We start from the raw sequence: 21,823 nt of genomic DNA, 5'->3' as shown, positions 1-21,823 counted from the left end.
TCGCACGCAAACCTACCCTATCCAGGCGCCGAGTTCGACCGCCCTGGCGTTGCAGCCAGGGCGGTCGAGCACCTCACCAGTTCAGGCCAAAGGCCAGACGGAAGGTACGCATCGGCGACGCCAGCACACCGGTCGGTGTGCCGTAAGCCGTGTTCAAGTCCTGCAATGTTCCGGTATCGCCGTTGAAGGTTGCGTAATTAACCCAGTTGAACACGTTGAGGATATCCGCACGCACATTGAATTTGACACCACCGCCGGTATCCCATTCTTTATTCGCGGCAATGCTGAATTCCTTGTAGCCCAGTGTGCCATCCGGCTTGAACTGGATAATCTCGCACTGGTCGTTGCCGGCAAGGCAATTCTGGCCGTAGCGCACGGTCTGGCTGGCCAGCGACAGCTTGCCGGACAGTTTGATCTCATACGGCAGTTCATAGATCCCGGTGACCACCAGGCGGTTCTTCGGAATGCCGCCAGCCTCACGCCAGCCGTAGTCCTGGATGCGTTCGCGGTCCAGTGCATAGTGCTCGCCGAACTGGCGGTTTTCCTTCGCATCGGAATAGGTGTAGGCCACGGTCAGCCCCCAGCCGGATTCTTCGTCGAAGGGCTTTTCCACCTGCAACGCGAGCTGGTTGTTGCGGGTCTCCACACCGTTGGTGCCAAGCACGATGGCGCTATAGCCGTTCGGGCCATCGGTCGGCGCGCCGGAAGTAGTGCCCGGCTGGAAGAACGAACCGTCCGGCAGGCGGTTGCCGCGCACGAAGGCAAAGCCGTCATGGCTCTCAATGCGGCTCAGCGTCACATCGGTGAACCAGTCCTGGCCCCACAACGGCACCATGTTGCGCATGCCGATGCTGAATTGGTCGGAGTACGGGGTCTTGAGGTTGTTGTCGATCAGGTAGACCTCGCGTCCGCCACCACCAGTGCTGTTGGCCGTCAGTGTGTTCAAGCCTTCCTGATTGTTGTACGCAGGATTCCAGGCCGTGCATGGATCGCCCAGGCAGGCACCGTTGTTGGCGCTGGTGAAGTAGTAGCTATACGAATTGAAGGAGTTGTTGAGCTGCTCCAGTGCCAGGTAATCGAAGATGTTGCGGTCGTACGCACGGCCGGCGCCACCATAGATCACGTGCGCCTGATCGCCGAACAAGTCGTACGAGGCGCCCAGACGCGGCTGCCAGGCATTCTTGAACGCCTTGCGGTTGTTGCCGGTGCTGATGAAGTCGTTGATGTTGTAGTTGGCGTTGCGCAGGTTGGGCCAGTTCTGCAGCGCGCTGGCGACGTCCGAGGGGGTGACGAAATCCAGGAACGCCGGGGTCTGTTCGTAGTCGTAGCGCACGCCCAAGTTCAAGGTCCAGTGCTCGTTGACCTCCCAGTCGTCCTGCAGGTAGATGCCGTACTGCTTGTTCTTGGACACCACCGAGCCGCCACCTTCCACCAACGGCGCACCGAAGCGCACGCGGTACGGCGTTTCGACGTCGGTGAGGATGTTGTAGTAGTACTGCGGGTTGGCCGGGTTGAACTGGGTCGAATCCAGGTCGATGCTCTTGAACTTCACGCCCATCTTGATGGTGTGCGCGCCGTGCCACTCCAGGCTGTTCAAGGTCAGGTCGTCCTGGAAGGTCCAGCCCTTCTGTCCCTTGCGCTGGAAGCTGCTGCCGGCACCGGCCGCCAGGATGTCGGTCTCATTGCCGCGCACCGGTGCGTAGCTGAGGATGTAGCCATTGCCGTTGTTGATCGGCGCCTGGTTCCAGAACGCGCTTTCGTAACTCAGGTTGGCTTCGTTGAGGAAGCTGGCCCCGCTGTACTGCCAACGCAGGTTGGCGCGCTTTTCTTCCTGGCCATTGATGCTGCCGTGCTCGTAGGTCGAGGTCTGGCCGACGTCGTTGAGCTCGTCTTCCTTGCGGTACTTGCCGGTCAGCTCGAACAGGTTGTTGTCGCCAATGGTCCAGTCGATCTTGCCGAAGTACAGGTCTTCCTTGAACGGCGTGCTGGAGGTGACCACCAGCGGCTGCAGTTGCGCAGGCAGTTGATCGACGCGGTCCGAATAGATCGAGCCGGGGATCACCACGTTCGGGGTGTTGTATTCCTTGGCTTCATAGGCGATGAAGAAGTGCGCCTTGTCCTTGAGGATCGGGCCGCTGAAGGTGGCGCCGTATTGGGTTTCTTCGAAGTCGTCGCGCACGCCGGCCTTCTTCTCCAGCGGGCTCTCTTCGCGCCAGCTGTCGTTGCTGGTGTCCCAGAAGAAGCTGCCGTGGAAATCGTTGGTGCCGGACTTGGACGAGGCGACGATGGCCGCGCCGCTGACCTGGTCGAACTCGGCCTTGTAGTTGGAGGTGATGACCTTGTATTCGCCGATCGCCGACTGCGGGAACGGGTTGCCGCGGCTGGAGTCCTGGCCGCTCACGCCGCCGGTCAACACGTAATTCTTCTGGCTCACGCCATCGATGTAGACGTTGGTGCCTTCGGCCGAGGTGGCGCCGGTGCGCACCTTGGTGGTGCCGTTGGCCTCGCGGGTGAACTGCACGTTCGGTACGGTGTCTGCCAACTCCAGGAAGTTGCGCGTGGCGCGCGGCAGGTTCTGGATCTGCACATTGGAAATGTAGGTGGCGTTCTCGGAGGTGCGCGTCTCGACCAGCACCGGCGGCGCCTTCACCTGCACCGCGTCCAGCGTGGTGGCGTTACCACCAGCGGCCGTGGCCGGCTCGCCGCCGACGCCCAGGTTCAAGGTCGCCGTCTGGCCGACCTGCACGGTGACGTTCTGCGAGCTGGTCTGTCCGTTGGCGGTGACGTCGATGCGGTAGGAACCCGGCGGCAGACCGCCCACCGAATAGCCGCCATTGCTGACCTGCACCGTGCGGGTCAGGCCGGTGGCCAGATTGGTGGCGGTGACCTGCGCCTGGGCGGCAGGTGCGGCATCGACGGTGACCTGGCCGCGGATGGTCGCAGCGGTGCTCTGTGCGAAGGCCGGTGCGGCGCCGAGCAGCAGGCAGCTGGCAAGCGCGCAGCTGAGCAGCTTGCGCGCCGGACGGGCGGAATGGGGGTGGTGGTGGCGCATGGTCGTCCCTCCAGGGATCGGTACAGATTGTTGTTGTGGTAGTGCAGTGATGCAGGAACAGCCGCTGCGGGGACAGCGGGAGCGGACAGAACGTCCGCGAAAGGGTCGGCAGCCTGAAATCACAGGGCCGGAAAAGGTTAGTGACCGTGTTCGCCAGCACCGCAGGAAGCGCGGATCACCAGCTCGGGCGTGAGCAATTGACGGATGCCATCGTCGTGGTCAGGCGTTTCGACCAGTCGCATCAGCCGGCCCATCGCCTGCTCGCCCAGCCGCGCGATGCTGACCCGCATGGTGGTCAGCGCCGGGTGGACGAACCGGGCCAGTGGAATGTCGTCAAACCCGGCCAGCGCCACGTCGCCGGGCACCGATACAGCGGCCTGGGCGAACGCGTACAGGCACCCCAGCGCGGTCATGTCGTTGGCGGCGAAGACCGCGTCCGGCAGTGCGCCGTCAGCCAGCATCGCCAGACCGGCGCGGTGGCCGGATGCTTCGTCGAAGTCGCCCGGGTACTCCACGCCCTGCGCCTGCACGCCAAACGCAGCGAGCGCATCGCGGAAGCCGCGCAGGCGTTCGCGCGCATCGAAGTTCAACGCCGGGCCACCGATAAAGGCGATGCGGCGATGTCCGGCACGCAGCAGATGCTCGGTCATGGCCATGGCACCGGCGTGGTCGTCGATGCTTAGGACCGGGTAGTCGGCACCGGGCAGGTGTGCATTGATCAGAACCGTCGGCAGCGACTGCGGCAGATTGTCGGTGAGAAATCCCGGCTGCTCCGCATACGGCGACAGCACCAGCAAGCCATCGACGCGCCCGCGCATCGAGCGCAGCGCCCTGCCCTGGGCTTCCGGGTCGCCGTGATAGCTGGACACCAGCAAGTGCTGGCCGGCCCCACGCGCCGCACCATCGATGCCGCGAATCAATTCGGAAAAAAACTCGCCGTACAGATCAGGCAGCACGACGCCAAGGGTCTGGGAACGCCGGCTGCTCAGGCTGCGCGCGGCCGCATGCGGGCTGTACCGTAGCCGCTCGGCCACTTCCAGCACCTGCTGGCGCACCGGCGCGGCGACGTTGTCGTGCCCGTTGAGCGCGCGCGACACCGTTGCGACGGAGACCTGTGCTTCCCGAGCGACATCTTTGATGGTGACCGCACCCTTGGCCATGCGTGTCGCCCTCCGCGACCGACTTCCCGAAACTGGCGCGGACTGTAAGCGTTTTCATACAGGGGCGTAAACCCCTAGCTTCACATGCGTGAAAACGCTTACAGATCAAGTGGCTACGGGTGATGGGAGCGTGAAAGAATGTGCTGCGACGCAACAAAGCCGCGACCATGGATCCACAAACGAAGCAAGATCCTGATCACGCTTTGGCGCACGCACAGCTTGAGCGCTGCCGGATGGATCAACAGCGATAGCGAGTCTTCCAACTACACAGTCGCCTTCCGCAGATGCGAGAGGCCCGACTTGGCAGATGTTTTCGGCGCCGGTATCGGTATGTGTTTCGTCGCAGCAACCGAGGTTGGGAGGCGATAGGAGCGCGCAAGCACGCTCATCGCGCTCGCAGGCTCGCTGTTTGACCCGCAAAGAGCGCCAGCCCGATGCGCGACAAGACGATTTTGGCGATCACAGGCGATCGTCGGCGCGCAGGCGCCCATTCCCCGCGTCAGCTACCCTGCCTCGCCAGGCGCGAAGGCCTCGATCGACAAGGCGTGGATATCGGTCTGCATCATCTCGCCCACCGCGGCATAGACCGCGCGGTGCCGAGCCAATGGCGGCTTGCCGGTGAAGGCGGCGCTGACCACGCGCACATTGAAATGTCCACGCCCGTCACGCGCGCCGGCGTGGCCGGCATGCCGAGCGCTGTCGTCCACGACGTCCAACTCGGTCGGTGCCAGCGCGGCCTGCAATGCCGCACGGATCTGCTCGACCCGGTTCATGGCAGTACCCGGCGGAATGGTCGGACCTCGGTGCGCGTATACACACCCGCTTCCACATATGGATCAGCATCGGCCCAGGCGCGCGCATCTTCCAGCGCGTCGAATTCGGCAACCACAAGGCTGCCGCTGAAACCGGCCGGACCCGGATCTTCGGCATCGATGGCCGGGCAAGGGCCCGCCACCAGCAGCCGACCCGCGGCCGCAAGCGCCTGCAAACGCGCCAGATGCGCTGGCCGCGCCTGCTGCCGTGCGGCCAATGCGTCGGCCCGGTCATACCCTTCGATTACGTACCACACACGCCACCTCGCCTCAGACTTGAAGGTCAACCTGCCGATTCTAGCCGCGTCGGCGCTGGACACCGCCCCCGCGCACGCATTACCCTTGGCACCACTGCACACGCAACCGGACGCAGCGGCCCGTCGGCCCAGGCTCAACGCTCTTCTCGACGACCGATTCGCTGCCCACCACCGGCCCGCGTAGACGACCTCCTCGCTGTTCCGTCGCCGCATGCCACGCGGCGTACGTTGTATGTGGATTTGTGGGATCGTGCCGGCACAGGCACGACATTGATCGCAATAACTCAAGGCAAAGCCCTGCAGGCGCGGCTCAGACCGCGGCCGGCGACCGCAAGACCCGATGTCTACCTGATGAATTCCGAACTCGCGCACGTCGCGACTCCGCCAGCCACGAGCGCGCCGCCACAGCAGCAGGAAATGCCGCTGGCGGTGGTGCATGGGCAACCGGTGCTGCAGATCCCACAGGATCTGTATATCCCGCCGGATGCGCTGGAAGTCATCCTGGATGCCTTCGAAGGTCCGCTCGACTTGCTGCTGTACCTGATCCGCCGTCAGAACCTGGACATTCTGGATATCCCCGTCGCCGAGATCACCCGGCAGTACGTGGACTACATCAATGTGATGCAGGAGCTGCGCTTCGAACTGGCCGCCGAATATCTGGTGATGGCTGCCATCCTGGCCGAGATCAAATCGCGCATGCTGTTGCCGCGCCCGCCGAGCCAGGATGGCGAAGAAGAAGATCCGCGCGCCGAACTGGTCCGCCGGTTGCAGGAATACGAACGCTTCAAGCAGGCCGCCGAAGACCTGGACACCCTGCCCCGCATGGGCCGCGATAGCGCGCCGGTGCAGGCGCACCTGCCGGAGCGCGCAGCGGTCAAGCTGCCGCCACCGGTGGAACTGAAAGAAATGCTGATGGCGCTGTACGACGTGCTCAAGCGCGCCGAGCTGTTCACCGGCCATGCGATCAAGCGCGAGGCGCTGAGTGTGCGCCAGCGCATGGGCGATGTGCTGAGCCGTCTGGACGATGGCAAGTTCTACCGTTTCGAGTCGCTGTTCACTGCCGAAGAAGGCAAGCTCGGCGTGCTGGTCACCTTCCTGGCGCTGCTCGAATTGGCCAAGGAGCAGTTGCTGGACATCGTGCAGGAAGCGCCGCTGGCGCCGATCTACGTGAAGTCGCTGGCGTTGGGCAATACCAATGCGCCGTTGCAATTCTCCAGCGAATTCGACGACAGCGATGCCGCCAACGAACCCCTCTGAAGCCGATCACCGAATGGATCAAGCGCTGATCACCCGCATTATCGAAGCTGCCCTGTTGGCGAGCAGCCAGCCGTTGACGCTGGTGCAGCTGCAGGGTCTGTTTCCGGAAGAAGAACCGGCGCCGCCCGGCAGCGTGGAGCGCGCATTGGAACTGCTGCGCGAGGGCTGCGCCGAGCGTGGCGTGGAATTGGTCGAGGTGGCCTCGGGCTTCCGCTTCCAGGTCAAGGCCGATGTGCATGGCTGGGTCGCCCGGCTGTGGACCGAGCGCCGCACCAAGTACACCCGCGCCACGCTGGAAACCCTGGCGCTGATCGCTTACCGCCAGCCGATCACCCGCGGCGAGATCGAACAGGTGCGCGGCGTGGCGGTCAGCAGCAACATCATCCAGGCACTGGAAGAACGTGAATGGATCCGCGTGGTGGGCCACCGCGACGTACCCGGCAAGCCGGCCCTGTTCGGGACCACCAAGGGTTTTCTGGATTACTTCGGGCTCAAGCGATTGGATGAGCTGCCGCCATTGTCTGAGTTGAAGGACATCGCCGAGCTGGAACCGCAGCTGCCGCTGGACCGCGACGGGCAGCTGGATGGCGCGGTGCCGGCCTCGGCAGCGATGGATGCGGCTGACGCGGAAGGCGGCGCTTCGAATGCAGCGGCTGACGATGCAGATGCAGGTACTGCGGATGCACAAGCCAACGCTGGCGACGAGAGCGACAGCGACACCAGTGACTCGCAAGATGGTTCGGAAGCGGACGAGGCCGATGCCTCGGCGACTCCGGCCAGCAACACCGAAGCGGCGAGCGATCAGCAGGCTAACGCCGAGCGCGATTCTGAAACAGACATCGATAACGCTGCCGACCGGCGCGCGCAGGAAACCGCCAGCGATGCCCTGTTGGACCAGCAAGACCCCGATCTCGATGATGCAATCGACACTGAGGCGACCGACTCAGTGAGTGCGCAGACACCGCAGCACCCCGAGCATGGCTCGGCGCACGACCAGCACACGCGACACCCAGATGACGCCCGTGAGGGCGACCCCGACACCGCGCCGGGAACGCGCGCGGATGCAGTGAACGAAGACGAAGACAACGCCGTCGCGACGACGACCGTGGCTGTTGACGAAGCCGATTCCGACCCAGAGGCCGACCCAAAACGCGTCGGCCGGAGCCAGACACATGAGTGACACCCCCCGCAAGCTGTCGTTGAACAAGCTTTCCCTCAAGCGCGACAGCGCGCCCGAAGCGCCGAAGCTGGAAGAGCGCCTGCACAAGGTGCTGGCCCAGGCCGGCCTGGGCTCGCGCCGCGCGCTGGAGCAGCGCATTGCCGATGGCCTGATCAAGGTCAATGGCGCCGTCGCGCAGACCGGCATGTCGGTGCGCAGCGGCGACAAGATCGAGCTGGACGGCCGTAGCTTCGTGGCCAGCGCGCTGACCGAACCGTCGCGCGTGCTGATCTACAACAAGCCCGAAGGCGAAGTGACCACGCGCGAAGATCCCGAAGGCCGCCCGACCGTGTTCGAGTCGCTGCCGGCATTGAAGGGCTCGCGTTGGATCGCGATCGGCCGCCTGGACATCAACACCACCGGTTTGTTGCTGCTGACCACCGACGGTGAGCTGGCCAACGCGATGATGCACCCCTCCTACGAGGTCGAACGCGAATACGTGGTGCGCGTGCGCGCCCCGGAAGGCGAAGAAAAGGTCTCCGACGCCGTCATCGAGCGCCTGTCGCGCGGTGTGCTGCTGGAAGACGGCGGCGCCAAGTTCGACGAGATCGAACGCATCGGCGGCACCGACTCGCACGACTGGTTCCGCGTGGTGGTCAAGGAAGGCCGCAACCGCGAAGTGCGCCGCCTGTGGGAATCGCAGGGTTGCCAGGTCAGCCGCCTCAAGCGCAGCCGCTACGGCAAGATTTCGCTGCCGCGCGAGCTGCTGCGTGGGCAGTCTGTGGAAGTGGCGCAGGAGAAGGTCGACGCCCTGCGCGCCGAACTCAAGCTGGAAGAAGGTGCGCCGTCGGCACTGACGCTGCAGCCGGTGATCGGCCAGCGTCGCGCTGCCAAGTCCACCGTGCACGTCTCGCGCGATGGCCGCAGCAATGCCTACGTCAACGGCCAGACCTCCGGCGCCGATGAAGGCCGCGAACTGCGTCGTTTCGACAACCTGCGCGAAGATCGCGGCCGCGGCGGTCGCGGCAAGCCCGGCGGCTTCAAGGGTGGCCTGACGGTCAGCGGCGAAGCAGCGGCTCGGCAGTCGCAGCAGCGCCCGTTCAAGCAGCGCGGCCCGGCCAAGGGCGACCGCGGCGCGTTGCCAGACGGCAACCCAGCCGCGTTCCGCAGCTGGTATGTGCCCGATGGCGTGAGCACCGGCCCGAGCGGTCACCGCAATGCCGGCCCGAGCGGCCCAGGTACCGGCCAGGCACGCCCGTATGCGAAGAAAGGTCCGGGCGGTGCGCGTCCGGGTGCTGGCGGTCCGGGCGGCGCACGCTCGGGTGGTCCGGGGCGTGGCGGTGCTGGTGGTGGCGGGCAAGGTCAGTCGCAGGGTCAAGGCCAGGGGCAGCGCAAGCACCCTTACGGTCACCCGGGCAACGCACCGAGTTTCCCCTCCGATCACGCCAACCCGGGTTTCAGCCCGTACGGTGCGGCACGTCCTGCTGGCCGTCCAAGCGGTGGCCGTCCGGGTCCGGGCGGGAATCGCGGCCCGGCATCTGCCAATCGTGGCCCTGGCGGTCCCGGTGGCGGTGCACGCGGTCCTGGTGGCCCAGGTGGCGCACCGCGTGGCCCGGGCGGCGGCAATCGTCGCCCCCCCGGTGGCGGTAATCGCGGTCGCTGAGTTGCGACTCGTGCATAAAAAAACGGCCCTGCGAAGGGCCGTTTTTTGTGGTGCCGATTGCAGATCTAGGAGGCGGCGGAAGCATCGGCAATGGCGGCTTACGACAGGCCGATGCGCACCGACCTCGGACACGTCTGCAGCCAACCGCCGCTTGCCATCGTGCAGCGCTCGATCACGGAGCGCCGCTGCCGGATCACACGCTTACTTGCGACGTTCGATCACGAAATTGCCGACCGCAACGCCCAGATCCACGCCTTCGCCCGTGCCCGCAAGGGCCAGGGAGATATCGCCCTTGGTGACGACCTGGGCGGTGCTGGATTTGACCACGCCGGCATGCGCTTCGGCCGCGGCGTAGGTGCCGAACAGATCGTTGAGGCTGTAGGCGCCGGAGAAGGTCCCGCGACCGCCGACGATCTTGGACTTACCGACCGTCAGGCCGCCGCCCTTGCTGGAGATCTTGACCGGGATGACCGCACCGTTGTCGCACTTGATGGTGCCGGTGCCGCTGGCGGTCTTGTAGAACACCGACCAGCCGGACAAGTTGAACGACAGCTGGCAATCGATGTTGCCGGCGGCCTGTGCCTGCGGGGCCAGCGTGGCGGCGCCAAGCAGCGCGAACAGCGAAAGTGACTTGATCATGTGTGCGGTGCCAGTGGTGGACGTGGCGCGAGACTAGCAGCGCCGATGTGGCAGCCGCGACAAGGTCCCAGCGCGGCGCATGCGTCTGTTCAGCGAAGTCTTACCTGGCTTCGACATGGCGCCAGCGCTGCCACCTGCAGCCGCGACGTGGGATGATCGCAGCATGCCACGCACCGTTTACAGCCTGCTCTTCAGCGCCCTGCTGCTGCCCTCCCTCGCCCATTGCGGCGAGACGATTCCCACCCAGGGCTACACCGTCGTCAGGACCTATCCGCACGACACCACCGCGTTTACCGAAGGCCTGTTCTATCTCGACGGGCATCTGTACGAGAGCACCGGCGAGCTTGGCCAGTCCAGTGTGCGCAAGGTCGACCTGGACACCGGCAAGGTCCTGCAGCAGGCCAACACGCCGCCGCCGTTCTATGGCGAAGGCATCGTGGCCTGGAAGGACCGCCTGATCCAGCTGACCTGGCGCAATCAACGCGGCTTCGTCTACGACCTGGCCACACTGGCACCGCGCACGCAGTTCACCTATTCCGGCGAGGGCTGGGCGCTGACCAGCGACGACCACCAGTTCTATATGAGCGACGGCACCGCCAGCATCCGCCGGCTGGATCCGCAGAGCTTGAAACAGATCGGCACCATCAAGGTCACCGCCCGCGGCAAGCCGCTGGACAACCTCAACGAGCTGGAATGGGTCAAGGGCGAGCTGCTGGCCAACGTCTGGCTGACCACACGCATCGCACGGATCGACCCGGCCAATGGCAAGGTCATTGCCTGGATCGACCTCAAGGCACTGGTGCCAGACCCCGACACATTGACCGACCCCACCAACGATGTCCTCAACGGCATCGCCTACGACGCCAAGCACGACCGCTTGTTCGTCACAGGCAAGCGGTGGCCGATGATTTACGAGATCAAGCTGGCTCAGTAGCCGGGATTGGGGAGTCGCGATTTGGGATTGGCAACGGCGGCGGGCCGGCGTCCGCTTGGCAGTGGCTTGCACCAATCCCCAAACACTACTCCCTCATCTGGAACTGATCGGCATCCAGCATTGCCGGGAAGCGGGCACGGTGTTCGGCCAGTGCGGTTGCGCTGATGGTGGTGGTGACCACCTGCTCGCGCTCGCGGATTTCCAGCTGCGGCTGGCCAAGGAAATCGATCACCGCGCTGTCGCCGGCGTAATGCAGTTGATTGCCGTCCACGCCAATGCGGTTGACCGCCGCGACGAAGCACAGGTTTTCGATCGCACGTGCGCGCAGCAGGGTCTTCCACGCATAGGCGCGGGCGGACGGCCAGTTGGCCACGAATAGTTGCAGATCGAAATCCAGCTGCCCGGGGCGTTCCACATCGAAGCGATTGCGGCAGAACACCGGAAAGCGCAGGTCGTAGCAGACCTGCGGATTGATCCGCCAGCCCTTCCATTCCACGGTCAGTCGCTCGCGCCCGGCCGCGTAGCGCAGATGCTCGTTGCCGAAGCGGAACAGGTGGCGCTTGTCGTAATACTGCAGTGCCCCGTCGGGCGTGGCCCAGAGCAACCGATTGAACACGCCTTCGGGCGTGCGCACCTGCACGCTACCGGTGACGGCAGCACCCAGCCGCGCCGCCTGCGCACGCACCCAGGCCACGGTCGGCCCGTCCATGTCCTCGGCCTTGTCGATGGCGTCGTTGGAAAACCCGCTGGTAAAGGTCTCCGGCAGGATCACCAGATCGGTCTGCCCGGCCAACGGCTCCAGCAGCCCACCGTAGTAAGCGCGGTTACCGGCCGGATCATGCCAACGGGTGTCGCCTTGAATCAGGGAGATGCGCAGGTCGTGCATTGAAGGCTCGGGAATTGAGAATCGGGAATAGGGTGTCGGAAAGCGGTTTGGTGAGCGCGTCATGTCATCGGGCCAAGTGCAGATTCAGATCGAAAAGCGACCAACCGCTCTTACGATTCCCGAATCCCCATTCCCGATTCCCAGCGCGTCAGAGCTGCTGCAAGCGCGCGATCGCCGCATCCAGCGTCGCATCGTTCTTGGCGAAGCACAGCCGCGCCAGGCGCTGACCAGCAGGCGCGTTCTCGTAGAACGGCGACAACGGGATCGCGGCCACGCCCTTCTCCACCGTCAGCCATTTCACGAACTCGGTGTCGGGCAGGTCGCTGATGGCCGAGTAATCCACCAGTTGGAAGTAACCGCCGGGCACGGGCAATGGCTTCAACCGGGTGGTCAGCAACTGTTCGCGGAAACGGTCGCGCTTGGCCTGGTAGAACGCGCCAAGTTGCTGGTCGTGTTCGGGTTCGTCGCGGATCATCGCGGCGAAGGCGTGCTGGGCCGGGCCGAAGCTGGTGAAGGTGTTGTACTGGTGCACCTTGCGGAATTCGGCCGTGAGCGCCGGCGGCGCGATGGCGTAGCCGATCTTCCAGCCGGTGCAGTGGTAGGTCTTGCCGAAGCTGGAAATCACGAACGCGCGTTCGCGCAATTCCGGCCAGCGCAGCACCGATTCGTGCCGGCGGCCGTCGAACACGATGTGCTCGTAGACCTCATCCGACAGCAGAAAGATCTCGGTGCCGCGCAGCAGCTCGGTCAGCGTCTGCATGTCATTGGCCGACAGCATCGCGCCGGACGGGTTGTGCGGCGAGTTGATCATCAACAGGCGCGTCTTCGGCGTGATCGCAGCGCGCAGCGCATCCCAGTCGACTGCAAAGGTCTGCGGATCCAGCGCCACGTGCACCGCACGCGCACCGGCCAGATCGATCGCCGGCTCGTAGCAGTCGTAGGCCGGGTCCAGCACGATGACCTCCTCGCCTGCGCGCACCACCGCGTGGATGGCATTGAAGATCGCCTCGGTGGCACCGCTGGTAACAGTGATCTCGGTGTCGGCGTCGACCTGTGCGCCATAGCACCGCTGCGCCTTGCCGGCGATGGCCTGACGCAACGTCGCTACGCCGGTCATCGGCGGGTACTGGTTGTGGCCGGCCGCCATGGCGTTGGTCAGTTCGTCGACCAGCCGCTGCGGCACAGCAAAATCGGGAAAGCCCTGGCCCAGATTGACCGCGCCGTGCTCGGCCGCCAGCTGCGACATGACGGTGAAGATGGTGGTGCCCACCTTGGGCAGCTTGGTCGTGAGGGGCATGGTGCCTGTCCGGACAAGAAACGGGGGGACCGCGAGTGTACGCAAAGCCGCCAGGTGGTTGCGCCCGGACGCTGCAAAACAGCGTTCCCCGACCCATCGCAGCGCCTGCCACGCTGCCGCAGACGTCCCCGGCGTGCCACCATCGTCGCTACAATGCGCGCCCGGTCGGCGCGTGCCTGCGCCGGCCCTTCCCCATGCCGTCCTTTGACGGGAGCCTGCTGCACCGATGATCGAACCGCTGCACACCGCACCGCCGCTGCTGGCGGCGCACGCCCTGGCCTTCAGCCGCAACGAGGAGCCGGTGTTCGGCCCGCTGGATTTCCACGTCGACGCCGGCGAAGCGTTGCTGGTGCAAGGTGACAATGGCGCCGGCAAGACCACGCTGCTGCGCGTGCTGGCCGGCTTCTTGCATGTGGAGCGCGGGCAGATCCAGATCGATGGCAAAACCGCCAAGCGTGGCGACCGCAGCCGCTTCATGGCCTACCTGGGCCACCTGCCTGGCCTGAAAGCCGACCTCAGTACGCTGGAGAACCTGCATTTTCTATGCGGGCTGCATGGCCGCCGCTCCAAGCAGATGCCCGGCAGCGCACTGGCGATTGTCGGCCTGGCCGGTTACGAAGATGCGCTGGTGCGGCAGTTGTCGGCCGGCCAACGCAAGCGCCTGGCGCTGGCGCGGCTGTGGCTATCGCCGGCGCCACTCTGGTTGCTGGATGAGCCCTACGCCAATCTGGACCTGGACGGTATCACCCTGGTTAACCGGATGATCTCCGCGCATCTGCGCGGCGGCGGTGCGGCGCTAGTCACTACCCATGGCGCGTATGCAGCGCCACCGGTGCGCACCCGCATGCTCACGCTGGAGGCTGCGGCATGAGCGTCCATTCGCCGCAGCCGTCGCTATGGCAAGCGGCCCGCGCGTTGCTGGGTCGCGACCTGCAACTGCTGTGGCGCCGCCGCAGCGATGCCTTACAGCCGGCGCTGTTCGCGTTGCTGATCGTCGTGTTGTTCGCGCTGGGCCTGGGCGGACGCCCGGATCTGCTGGCGCAGGCCGCACCCGCGGTGCTCTGGCTATCGGTGTTGCTGGCTGGCCTGCTGTCGCTGGACGCCTTGTTCCGCAGCGATGTCGAAGACGGCTCGATGGAGCAATGGCTGCTGGCGCCGGTGCCGTTGGCCTGGTTGATCGCAGTACGCGTGCTGCTGCATTGGGCAACCAGTGCGTTGCCGCTGATTGCAGTCACGCCGCTACTGGGCGAATTGCTGCACCTGCCGCATGACCAACTGCCGGTACTGCTGGCATCGTTGGCGCTGGGAACACCGCTTCTGAGCCTGCTCGGCGCCGTGGTTGCGGCACTGACGGTGACGATGAAGCGCTCTGGTATTCTCGTGGCGTTGCTGGCGTTGCCGTTGTACGTGCCGGTGCTGGTGTTCGGTGCTGGCAGCGTGGCGGCTAGCGGACAAGGGCAGGATGCGGTGGGTGCGTTGTTGTTGTTGGGCGCCGGACTGGTGATCGGCGTGGTCCTGGCACCGCTGGCTGCAGCGGCCGCGATCCGCATTTCGTTGAGTTGAGCATTGCAGTCGATGCATTGTCGATAGCACGCCCCGCACAACGCGTTGTTGCTGTTTCGAGAGCCAATGCCATTCCAAAGGCTACTGCCATCGCATGAACGTCGTCGTCCGCTGGTTCCACCAACTCGCATCGCCCCCGATCTTCGACCGTCTTACTGCGCGCTGGGCGCCGTGGTGCTACGCGCTGGCCGCGTTATTGCTGGGCGTCGGCATCTGGCAAGCCTTGTTTGCGGTACCGGCCGATTACCAGCAGGGCGACAGCTTCCGCATTCTCTACATTCATGTGCCGAGCGCGTGGATGAGCCTGTTCGTGTTCGGGCTGATGGCGCTGTACGCGGCCATCGCGCTGATCTGGCGCATCAAGGTCTGCGAGATCCTGGCAATGGCCTGCGCACCGATCGGTGCGGCGTTTACCGTGATCACCCTGCTGACTGGCAGCATCTGGGGCAAGCCGATGTGGGGCGCCTGGTGGGATTGGGATCCGCGGCTGACCACCGAATTGATTCTGCTGTTTCTGTATCTGGGCGTGATCGGTCTGTATCACGCCATCGACGACCGCCGTCAGGCCGCACGCGCGGCGTCGTTGCTGGCCATCGTCGGGGTGGCGCTGCTGCCGGTGATCCGCTATTCGGTGGTGTGGTGGAATTCGCTGCATCAGGGCCAGAGCATTCGCTTGCTCGGCCCATCGACGATTGATGCGAGCATGCTGCTGCCGCTGTGGTTGATGGTGATCGGCACCAAGTTCTGGTTTGCCGGCTCGCTGCTGACGCGCGCGCGCGCCGATAACCTGCGTCGCGAAGCCGGCAAGGCCTGGATCGTGCGCGACGCGCCGGAGAGTGCGGTATGAACTACCTGGCCTACGTCATCGCCGCCTATGCGGTGTTCGTGCTGGTGCTGCTGTGGGACCTGATCGCCGGCCGTTTGCAGGTACGTCGCGCATTGAAGACCGCCCAGGCGCGCCGCCTGCGCGAGCGCAAGCGCGCGATGCCCAGCGATGCGGAGCTGATCCGGTGAACCCGCAACGTCGCCGCCGCTTGTGGCTGGTGCTGGCGTTGGTGCTGGCCGGCGGGCTGGCAACCACGCTGGTGGTGATGGCCTTGCAGCGCAATGTGGCCTATCTCTACACACCCTCTGAAGTGCTGCGCGGCGATGCCGGCGAGCATTCCCGTTTCCGGCTTGGCGGCATGGTGGAAAAAGGCTCCTTCAAACGCGCGTCAGGCGCATTGGAAGCGCACTTCCGCGTCACCGACGGCGACGCCCAGTTGCCCGTCAGCTACGACCGCATCCTGCCGGACCTGTTTCGCGAAGGGCAGGCCGTGGTGGCCACCGGCCGCATGCAGCACGGTGTCTTCGTCGCCGAAGACGTGCTGGCCAAGCACGACGAAACCTATATGCCGAAGGAAGTCGCCGACAAGATGGGCAGCGCGCATCGCAAGCACGATGTGCCCGCAGCTGCGGATCAGGCTGGAGAGCTGCATTGATGGCATGGGTCAGGGCATCGGCATTCCTGCAGGAGGGTGGCTTGCGCGGTGGGTGCGCGGCTGACAACGCTGGGCAAGTCCGTGCAAACGCTGCAGGGATGAAGCCGCTGCGGTGCGCCTGCGATGGTGGCACCCCTGCATGCTCACCAACGCGCCGACCCGATGCTTCCTGAACTCGGGACGTTCCTGCTGGTACTGGCCCTGCTGGTTGCGCTGGTGCAGGCCGTGGTGCCGCTGGCCGGCGCGCAGCGTGCGCGCAGCAGCTGGATGGCCGTGGCGCGACCGGCGGCCTTGGTGCAACTGGCGTTAATCGCATCAGCCTTCGCAGTGTTGACGCACGCCTTTCTGGTGCAGGATTTTTCGGTGCGCTACGTCGCCGAAAATTCCAACAGCCTGCTGCCGATGATGTATCGCTATTCGGCGGTGTGGGGCGCGCACGAAGGCTCGCTGTTGCTATGGACGCTGGTGCTGGCGTTGTGGACCGGCGCGGTGGCGATCTGGTCGCGGCAGCTGCCTGCGCATGTGATCGCGCGCGTCCTCGGCGTCATGGCGCTGGTAAGTAGTGGGTTTCTGGCGTTTTTGCTGTTCACCTCCAACCCATTCGCGCGGCTGTTTCCGGTGCCGCTGGAAGGTGGCGACCTCAATCCGCTGCTGCAGGACCCTGGGCTGATCGTCCATCCGCCGATGCTGTATTGCGGCTACGTCGGCTTTGCGGTGCCGTTCGCATTCGCCATCGCCGCGCTGCTGGAAGGCCGCATGGATGCGCGCTGGCTACGCTGGACGCGGCCTTGGACCAACGTTGCCTGGTCGATGCTCACCGTCGGTATCGCGCTCGGCAGCTGGTGGGCATATTACGAGCTGGGCTGGGGCGGCTGGTGGTTCTGGGACCCGGTGGAAAACGCCAGTTTCATGCCGTGGCTGGTGGGCACCGCATTGCTGCATTCGCAGGCGGTGACCGAAAAGCGCGGCAGCTTCGCCAGTTGGACCTTGCTGCTGGCGATCGCCGCCTTTGCGTTGTCGCTGCTGGGTACCTTCCTGGTGCGCTCGGGCGTGCTGACCAGCGTGCATTCGTTTGCCGCCGACCCATCGCGCGGACTGTTCATTCTGGTGTTCCTGCTACTGGTGGTCGGTGGTTCGCTGGTGCTGTATGCGCTGCGCGCGCCGCGGCTGTCGCTGGCGGATGATCCACGTCGCGCATTTGCCGGCAGCTCGCGCGAAACGCTGTTGCTGTTGAACAACCTGCTACTGACCTGCGCCTGCGCCATGGTGTTGCTAGGCACGTTGTATCCGCTGCTGGCCGATGCGTTGGGGCTGGGCAAGCTGTCGGTCGGCCCGCCCTACTTTGGTACCTTGTTCGTGGTGTTGATGGCGCCGCTGGTGGCGCTGCTGCCATTCGGCCCGCTCACCCGCTGGCAGCGCGAGCAGGCGTCGCGGCCGTTGGCGATGCTCGCGCCGTGGGCGGCTCTGGCGCTGGCGGCAGGCGTGCTGGCGTGGTTCACCGCGCCGCAGGGGCAGTTGAAAGCCGCCTTCGGTGTTGCCGGCGCAGCCTGGGTGCTGCTGGGCACCGTGCGGTTCCTGTGGACGCGGCGCGCGGCCAAGGGGCGCAAATTCACTCCCGAAATGCTGGGCATGGTGCTGGCGCATCTGGGCGTGGCGGTGTTCCTGTCCGGCGCCTTGCTGGTGGAAGGATTGAGCCTGCAGCGCGAAGTGGCGTTGGCGCCCGGGCAACAGGTGCAGATCGGCCGCTACGCGCTGCACTTCGACGGGCTGGAAGAGCTGCGCGGGCCTAATTACGTTTCCGACCGTGCCAACCTGCAGGTATTCAAGGACGATGCACCTGTGGGCCTGCTGCATGCAGAAAAGCGCCGCTATGCCAGCGGCGGGCAGACCTTGACCGAAGCGGCGATCCGCCCCGGTCCGTTTGGCGACCTGTATGTCGCCCTTGGCGAACCGCTGGGCAATCAGGCCTGGGCGGTGCGCGTGCACCTCAAACCGTTCGTCCGCTGGATCTGGCTGGGAGCGCTGCTGATGGCGCTCGGCGGTCTGGTCACCGCGGCCGACCGGCGTTTTCGTCGTTCTCCGGAGATCCAAGATGGTTGAGTCACGTTCACCCCGCCTGCCCACTGCAGTCCTCTTGGGCGCCATCGTGCTGCTGCTCGCCCTGGCAGCGCTGCTGGTCTATGCGGTGGTGCGCTCCGGTCAGGACGATCGCGATGCCCTGCCCTCTGCACTGATCGGCAAACCGGCGCCGGAGTTCGCGCTGCCGCTGCTGCACGATCCCAACATCGTGGTGCATGCGCGCGAGCTACGCGGCGCGCCGTACATCATCAACGTGTGGGGCAGCTGGTGCCCGGCCTGCCGCGAAGAACACCCGGTACTGAGCCGCTTCGCGCTGACCAAGCGCGTGCGCGTGATCGGCTACAACTGGAAGGACGAGCGCGCCGATGCGCTGCGCTGGCTCGAACAACTCGGCAACCCGTATCTGCTGGTGGTCGCCGATCAGGATGGCCGCACCGCGATCGATTTCGGCATCGCCGCTGCGCCGGAAACCTTTCTGGTCGACGGGCGTGGGGTGGTGCGCTGGAAATACAGCGGCATGCTCACCCAATCCATCATCGACACCCAATTGATTCCGGCGCTCAGCAAGATCGAACGCTCGCCCACCGCCGCACCGGACCTGCACGCCAAACAATGACGCGCGCCTGGCTGCTCCTGCTGCTGTTGTTGCCCTGGCTGGCCTTCGCCCAGCCGGTCGGCGACCCGGCGCCGCTGCACTATGCATCGGCCGAAGAAGAAGCGCGTTTCCACGCGCTTACCGCCGAGTTGCGCTGCGTGCAGTGCCAGAACCAGTCGCTGGCCGATTCCAACGCGCAGATTGCGCAGGATCTGCGCCGCGAAGTGCTGGCGCTGATGCACGAAGGCCGCAGCGATGCGCAGATCCGCCAGTTTCTGGTCGCACGTTACGGCGAGTTCGTGCTGTACCGCCCACGCGTGGAATCGCGCACCTGGCTGCTGTGGTTTGGCCCGCTACTGGTGTTGCTACTGGGTGTGGGCGCGGTGGTGCTGGTGGTGCGCAAGCGCAGCGTGGCTGCGCCTGCCTTGCCCGCCGATGAGCAGGAGTGGTGATGGCCGGCTTTGTCATCGCGGCACTCGTGATTGCGCTGCTGGCCTTCGGCCTGGTATTGCGCCCGCTGTGGCGCGAAGCACGCGGCCTTGCCGCAAGCGCGACGGCATTGCTGCTGGCCGCGAGTGCGGCACTGTATTGGTTGGTCGGGACGCCAGGCGCGATCGAGCAGCCGGCCAATCGTCCGTCCGCGCCACGCTCGCTGGATGAAGCCATCGTGCAATTGCGCGCGGCGCTGGCGAGCAATCCCGAACAGGCCGAAGGCTGGGTGTTGCTGGGGCGCTCACTGTCCAGCCAGCAGAAATTTGCCGAGGCGCGCGATGCCTTCGCACGCGCAGTGGCGCTACGCCCGGACGAGCCGGACGTGCTGGTCGCCGCAGCGCAATCGCGCATGCTCGCCGACGACAGCGGCCGCCCCGATCCGCAAGCCATGCGTCTGCTCGAACACGCGCTGGCGGTACAACCGGACCATCAACGCGCACGCTGGTTCCTGGGGGTGTTGCAGCGCCAAGCCGGCGAGCCGGCCAAGGCCAGCGCTACCTGGGAGCCGCTGCTGCGCGTGGTCGATGCCAAGACCCGCCCCGGCCTGCTCGAGCAGATCAACCTCGCGCGACAGGAAGCCAAGCTTGCGCCGCTCCAGGCACCGGCTGCGCCTGCCGCCGAGGCAGTGAATGGCAAACAGATCCAGGTGCGCGTGACGCTGGATGCCGAATTCGCCAAGCGCGCCGGATTGCCTGGCGATACCAGCGTCTTCGTGATTGCGCGCGCCACCGACACGCCGATGCCGGTCGCGGTGGAAAAACACGCGTTGAGCGAGCTGCCATTGACCATCACGCTGGACGATGGCGACAGTCCGATGCCGACGCGCACGCTGTCGTCGCTGGACACCGTGCAGGTGTTGGCACGGCTGTCGCGTAGCGGCAATGCCATGCGCCAGGCCGATGACATTGAGAGCGCGCCGGTGATGGTCGAGCTGCCTGCCGCCGCGCCGGTGGAACTGGTGATCGGGCGCTGATTGCTCGCCAGGTTTGGTTGCGACGCGTGTGGCCGGTGGACGACGAGCGGCGAACATACGCAGCAAGCATCCCCAATCGGGTCTGCACGGCGCGGAAAATGTGGCGGGTGGCATCACAGGCCCAAGGGCGCGAACAGGCTCTCCCTTCCCCCCGCCCCCCCGGCGCAGGCCATGGCAGATAGAATTGCGACATGACCGAATTCATCCCTGCCGGCACGCTGTACCACGCACTGCCTTCGCCGTTTCCGATGAAACGCGGTGGTGTGCTGCATCAGGCACGCGTGGCATACGAAACCTGGGGCACGCTCGCCGCAGACCGCAGCAACGCGATCCTGATCGTCACCGGCCTGTCGCCAAACGCGCACGCGGCAGCACACCAGGCCAATCCCGAGCCGGGTTGGTGGGAAGCGATGCTCGGGCCGGGCAAGCCGATCGATACCACGCGCTGGTTTGTGGTCTGCGTCAATTCACTGGGCAGTTGCAAGGGCTCGACCGGGCCGGCCTCGGTGAACCCGGCCACCGGCGCGCTGTATCGCCTCACATTTCCGGACCTGTCGATCGAAGACGTTGCCGATGCCGCAGCCGAGGTGGTGCGTGCGCTGGGCATCGAGCAACTGGCCGGCCTGATCGGCAACTCGATGGGGGGCATGACCGCGCTGGCGCTCTTGCTGCGTCATCCCGGCATCGCGCGCAGCCATATCAATATCTCCGGCAGCGCGCAGGCATTGCCGTTTTCGATCGCCATCCGCTCGCTACAGCGCGAGGCGATCCGGCTGGATCCGCACTGGAACGGCGGCCACTACGACGACACGCGCTACCCGGAATCGGGCATGCGCATGGCACGCAAACTTGGCGTGATCACTTATCGGTCTGCGCTGGAATGGGACGGCCGTTTCGGCCGCGTGCGGCTGGATTCCGAGCAAGCGGCAGACGATCCGTTCGGGCTGGAATTTCAGGTGGAAAGCTATCTGGAAGGCCACGCGCGCCGCTTTGTGCGCTTCTTCGATCCCAACTGCTATCTGTATCTGAGCCGCTCAATGGACTGGTTCGATCTGGCCGAATACGTCGATGACAAACCGGCCACGGACACCGGTGCCGACAGCCCCGGTGCAGGCGCCCTGCCCGCTTCCGCCAAGCCACAGACCGGCGTTTCGACTGCCGACGCCGTGCTTGCCGGCCTGGCGCGAATCCGCATCGCGCGTGCGCTGGCGATCGGTGCCAACACCGACATCCTGTTCCCGGTGCAGCAACAAGAACAGATCGCCGACGGGCTGCGCGCCAGCGGCGCCGACGCACAGTTCATCGGATTGGATTCGCCGCAAGGACACGATGCGTTCCTGGTCGACTTTGCGCGGTTCGGCCCCGCGGTGCGCGATTTCCTGCAGGACTGTTGAGCTCGCCGGGTGTGACTCTGCGCGACTGCCATCGGCCAATTCCGCTGGAACAAGCGGGTAATGATCGCTGTGTTGCGCGCTGATGCAATCGATTTGCACGCTTCAAGAACGCATCGGTAACCCGCACCAC

General features: G+C 65.3%; 21 protein-coding genes. 14 read left to right on the top strand and 7 right to left on the bottom strand.

Going from position 1 to position 21,823, the window contains the following annotated elements:
- Nucleotides 1-73: 73 nt before the first annotated feature.
- The 4 genes from XpruCFBP8353_RS14945 to XpruCFBP8353_RS14930 form a co-directional block, all read right to left on the bottom strand.
- Complete coding sequence (locus XpruCFBP8353_RS14945) at nt 74-3,052, bottom strand: TonB-dependent receptor (protein WP_101363916.1); 2,979 nt, start codon at nt 3,050-3,052, stop codon at nt 74-76.
- 137 nt (nt 3,053-3,189) lie between these two features.
- Nucleotides 3,190-4,212: a LacI family DNA-binding transcriptional regulator gene (locus XpruCFBP8353_RS14940; RefSeq protein ID WP_101363915.1), complete on the bottom strand. Its 1,023-nt coding sequence runs from the start codon at nt 4,210-4,212 to the stop codon at nt 3,190-3,192.
- 503 nt (nt 4,213-4,715) lie between these two features.
- Nucleotides 4,716-4,985 carry a BolA family protein gene (locus tag XpruCFBP8353_RS14935; protein ID WP_101363914.1) on the bottom strand — a complete coding sequence of 90 codons (270 nt, stop codon included), beginning with the start codon at nt 4,983-4,985 and terminating at the stop codon, nt 4,716-4,718.
- Nucleotides 4,982-5,281 carry a YciI family protein gene (locus tag XpruCFBP8353_RS14930; RefSeq protein ID WP_101363913.1) on the bottom strand — a complete coding sequence of 100 codons (300 nt, stop codon included), beginning with the start codon at nt 5,279-5,281 and terminating at the stop codon, nt 4,982-4,984. Before XpruCFBP8353_RS14930 ends, XpruCFBP8353_RS14935 begins: the two co-directional genes overlap by 4 nt.
- 228 nt (nt 5,282-5,509) lie before the next feature.
- Between XpruCFBP8353_RS14930 and XpruCFBP8353_RS14925 the strand changes: the two genes are divergently transcribed.
- The 3 genes from XpruCFBP8353_RS14925 to XpruCFBP8353_RS14915 are packed head-to-tail and all read left to right on the top strand — an operon-like array spanning nt 5,510 to nt 9,360.
- Complete coding sequence (locus tag XpruCFBP8353_RS14925; RefSeq protein WP_207759646.1) at nt 5,510-6,538, top strand: segregation and condensation protein A; 1,029 nt, start codon at nt 5,510-5,512, stop codon at nt 6,536-6,538.
- Between the two features lie 13 nt (nt 6,539-6,551).
- Complete coding sequence (scpB, locus tag XpruCFBP8353_RS14920; RefSeq protein ID WP_162301064.1) at nt 6,552-7,718, top strand: SMC-Scp complex subunit ScpB; 1,167 nt, start codon at nt 6,552-6,554, stop codon at nt 7,716-7,718.
- On the top strand, nt 7,711-9,360 hold the full coding sequence (locus XpruCFBP8353_RS14915) for a pseudouridine synthase (protein ID WP_101363910.1): 1,650 nt from the start codon (nt 7,711-7,713) through the stop codon (nt 9,358-9,360). The genes scpB and XpruCFBP8353_RS14915 overlap by 8 nt, the downstream gene beginning before the upstream one ends.
- 201 nt (nt 9,361-9,561) lie before the next feature.
- Here the strand turns inward: XpruCFBP8353_RS14915 and XpruCFBP8353_RS14910 are convergent, their stop codons facing one another.
- Nucleotides 9,562-9,999, bottom strand: a complete 438-nt coding sequence (locus XpruCFBP8353_RS14910) for a hypothetical protein (RefSeq protein WP_016904973.1) — start codon at nt 9,997-9,999, stop codon at nt 9,562-9,564.
- A gap of 163 nt (nt 10,000-10,162) precedes the next feature.
- Here XpruCFBP8353_RS14910 and XpruCFBP8353_RS14905 point away from each other — a divergent pair, with 163 nt between their 5' ends.
- On the top strand, nt 10,163-10,933 hold the full coding sequence (locus XpruCFBP8353_RS14905; protein ID WP_108723566.1) for a glutaminyl-peptide cyclotransferase: 771 nt from the start codon (nt 10,163-10,165) through the stop codon (nt 10,931-10,933).
- A gap of 85 nt (nt 10,934-11,018) precedes the next feature.
- On the opposite strand, the gene XpruCFBP8353_RS14900 is transcribed toward XpruCFBP8353_RS14905, so the two are convergent.
- Together XpruCFBP8353_RS14900 and XpruCFBP8353_RS14895 are read right to left on the bottom strand one after the other, a co-directional pair.
- Nucleotides 11,019-11,819, bottom strand: a complete 801-nt coding sequence (locus XpruCFBP8353_RS14900) for an amidohydrolase (protein ID WP_101363908.1) — start codon at nt 11,817-11,819, stop codon at nt 11,019-11,021.
- A 148-nt stretch (nt 11,820-11,967) separates the two neighbouring features.
- Nucleotides 11,968-13,116, bottom strand: coding sequence for a pyridoxal phosphate-dependent aminotransferase (locus XpruCFBP8353_RS14895; protein WP_101363907.1), 1,149 nt, complete (start codon nt 13,114-13,116; stop codon nt 11,968-11,970).
- Between the two features lie 226 nt (nt 13,117-13,342).
- On the opposite strand from XpruCFBP8353_RS14895, the gene ccmA reads away from it, so the two are divergent.
- From ccmA to metX, 10 genes are all read left to right on the top strand, one after another.
- Nucleotides 13,343-13,987, top strand: a complete 645-nt coding sequence (gene ccmA / locus XpruCFBP8353_RS14890) for a heme ABC exporter ATP-binding protein CcmA (protein WP_101363906.1) — start codon at nt 13,343-13,345, stop codon at nt 13,985-13,987.
- Nucleotides 13,984-14,679: a heme exporter protein CcmB gene (gene ccmB, locus XpruCFBP8353_RS14885; RefSeq protein WP_101363905.1), complete on the top strand. Its 696-nt coding sequence runs from the start codon at nt 13,984-13,986 to the stop codon at nt 14,677-14,679. Before ccmA ends, ccmB begins: the two co-directional genes overlap by 4 nt.
- A gap of 94 nt (nt 14,680-14,773) precedes the next feature.
- Complete coding sequence (locus XpruCFBP8353_RS14880) at nt 14,774-15,526, top strand: heme ABC transporter permease (RefSeq protein ID WP_101363904.1); 753 nt, start codon at nt 14,774-14,776, stop codon at nt 15,524-15,526.
- Nucleotides 15,523-15,693: a heme exporter protein CcmD gene (locus tag XpruCFBP8353_RS14875; protein ID WP_101363903.1), complete on the top strand. Its 171-nt coding sequence runs from the start codon at nt 15,523-15,525 to the stop codon at nt 15,691-15,693. The genes XpruCFBP8353_RS14880 and XpruCFBP8353_RS14875 overlap by 4 nt, the downstream gene beginning before the upstream one ends.
- Complete coding sequence (ccmE, locus tag XpruCFBP8353_RS14870; RefSeq protein WP_101363902.1) at nt 15,690-16,160, top strand: cytochrome c maturation protein CcmE; 471 nt, start codon at nt 15,690-15,692, stop codon at nt 16,158-16,160. The genes XpruCFBP8353_RS14875 and ccmE overlap by 4 nt, the downstream gene beginning before the upstream one ends.
- Nucleotides 16,161-16,322: 162 nt before the next feature.
- Complete coding sequence (locus XpruCFBP8353_RS14865) at nt 16,323-18,260, top strand: heme lyase CcmF/NrfE family subunit (RefSeq protein ID WP_101364020.1); 1,938 nt, start codon at nt 16,323-16,325, stop codon at nt 18,258-18,260.
- Nucleotides 18,253-18,855, top strand: coding sequence for a DsbE family thiol:disulfide interchange protein (locus XpruCFBP8353_RS14860; RefSeq protein ID WP_101363901.1), 603 nt, complete (start codon nt 18,253-18,255; stop codon nt 18,853-18,855). The genes XpruCFBP8353_RS14865 and XpruCFBP8353_RS14860 overlap by 8 nt, the downstream gene beginning before the upstream one ends.
- Nucleotides 18,852-19,286, top strand: coding sequence for a cytochrome c-type biogenesis protein (locus XpruCFBP8353_RS14855; RefSeq protein WP_162301063.1), 435 nt, complete (start codon nt 18,852-18,854; stop codon nt 19,284-19,286). Before XpruCFBP8353_RS14860 ends, XpruCFBP8353_RS14855 begins: the two co-directional genes overlap by 4 nt.
- Nucleotides 19,286-20,299 carry a tetratricopeptide repeat protein gene (locus XpruCFBP8353_RS14850; protein WP_162301062.1) on the top strand — a complete coding sequence of 338 codons (1,014 nt, stop codon included), beginning with the start codon at nt 19,286-19,288 and terminating at the stop codon, nt 20,297-20,299. The genes XpruCFBP8353_RS14855 and XpruCFBP8353_RS14850 overlap by 1 nt, the downstream gene beginning before the upstream one ends.
- Before the next feature lie 191 nt (nt 20,300-20,490).
- A complete protein-coding gene (metX, locus tag XpruCFBP8353_RS14845) occupies nt 20,491-21,693 on the top strand; it encodes a homoserine O-acetyltransferase MetX (RefSeq protein WP_101363899.1) in 1,203 nt (400 codons plus the stop codon).
- Nucleotides 21,694-21,823 lie beyond the last annotated feature (130 nt).

This window comes from Xanthomonas prunicola (genome assembly GCF_002846205.1).
GTDB lineage: Bacteria > Pseudomonadota > Gammaproteobacteria > Xanthomonadales > Xanthomonadaceae > Xanthomonas > Xanthomonas prunicola.
This window is presented reverse-complemented; position numbering and strand designations above follow the sequence as displayed.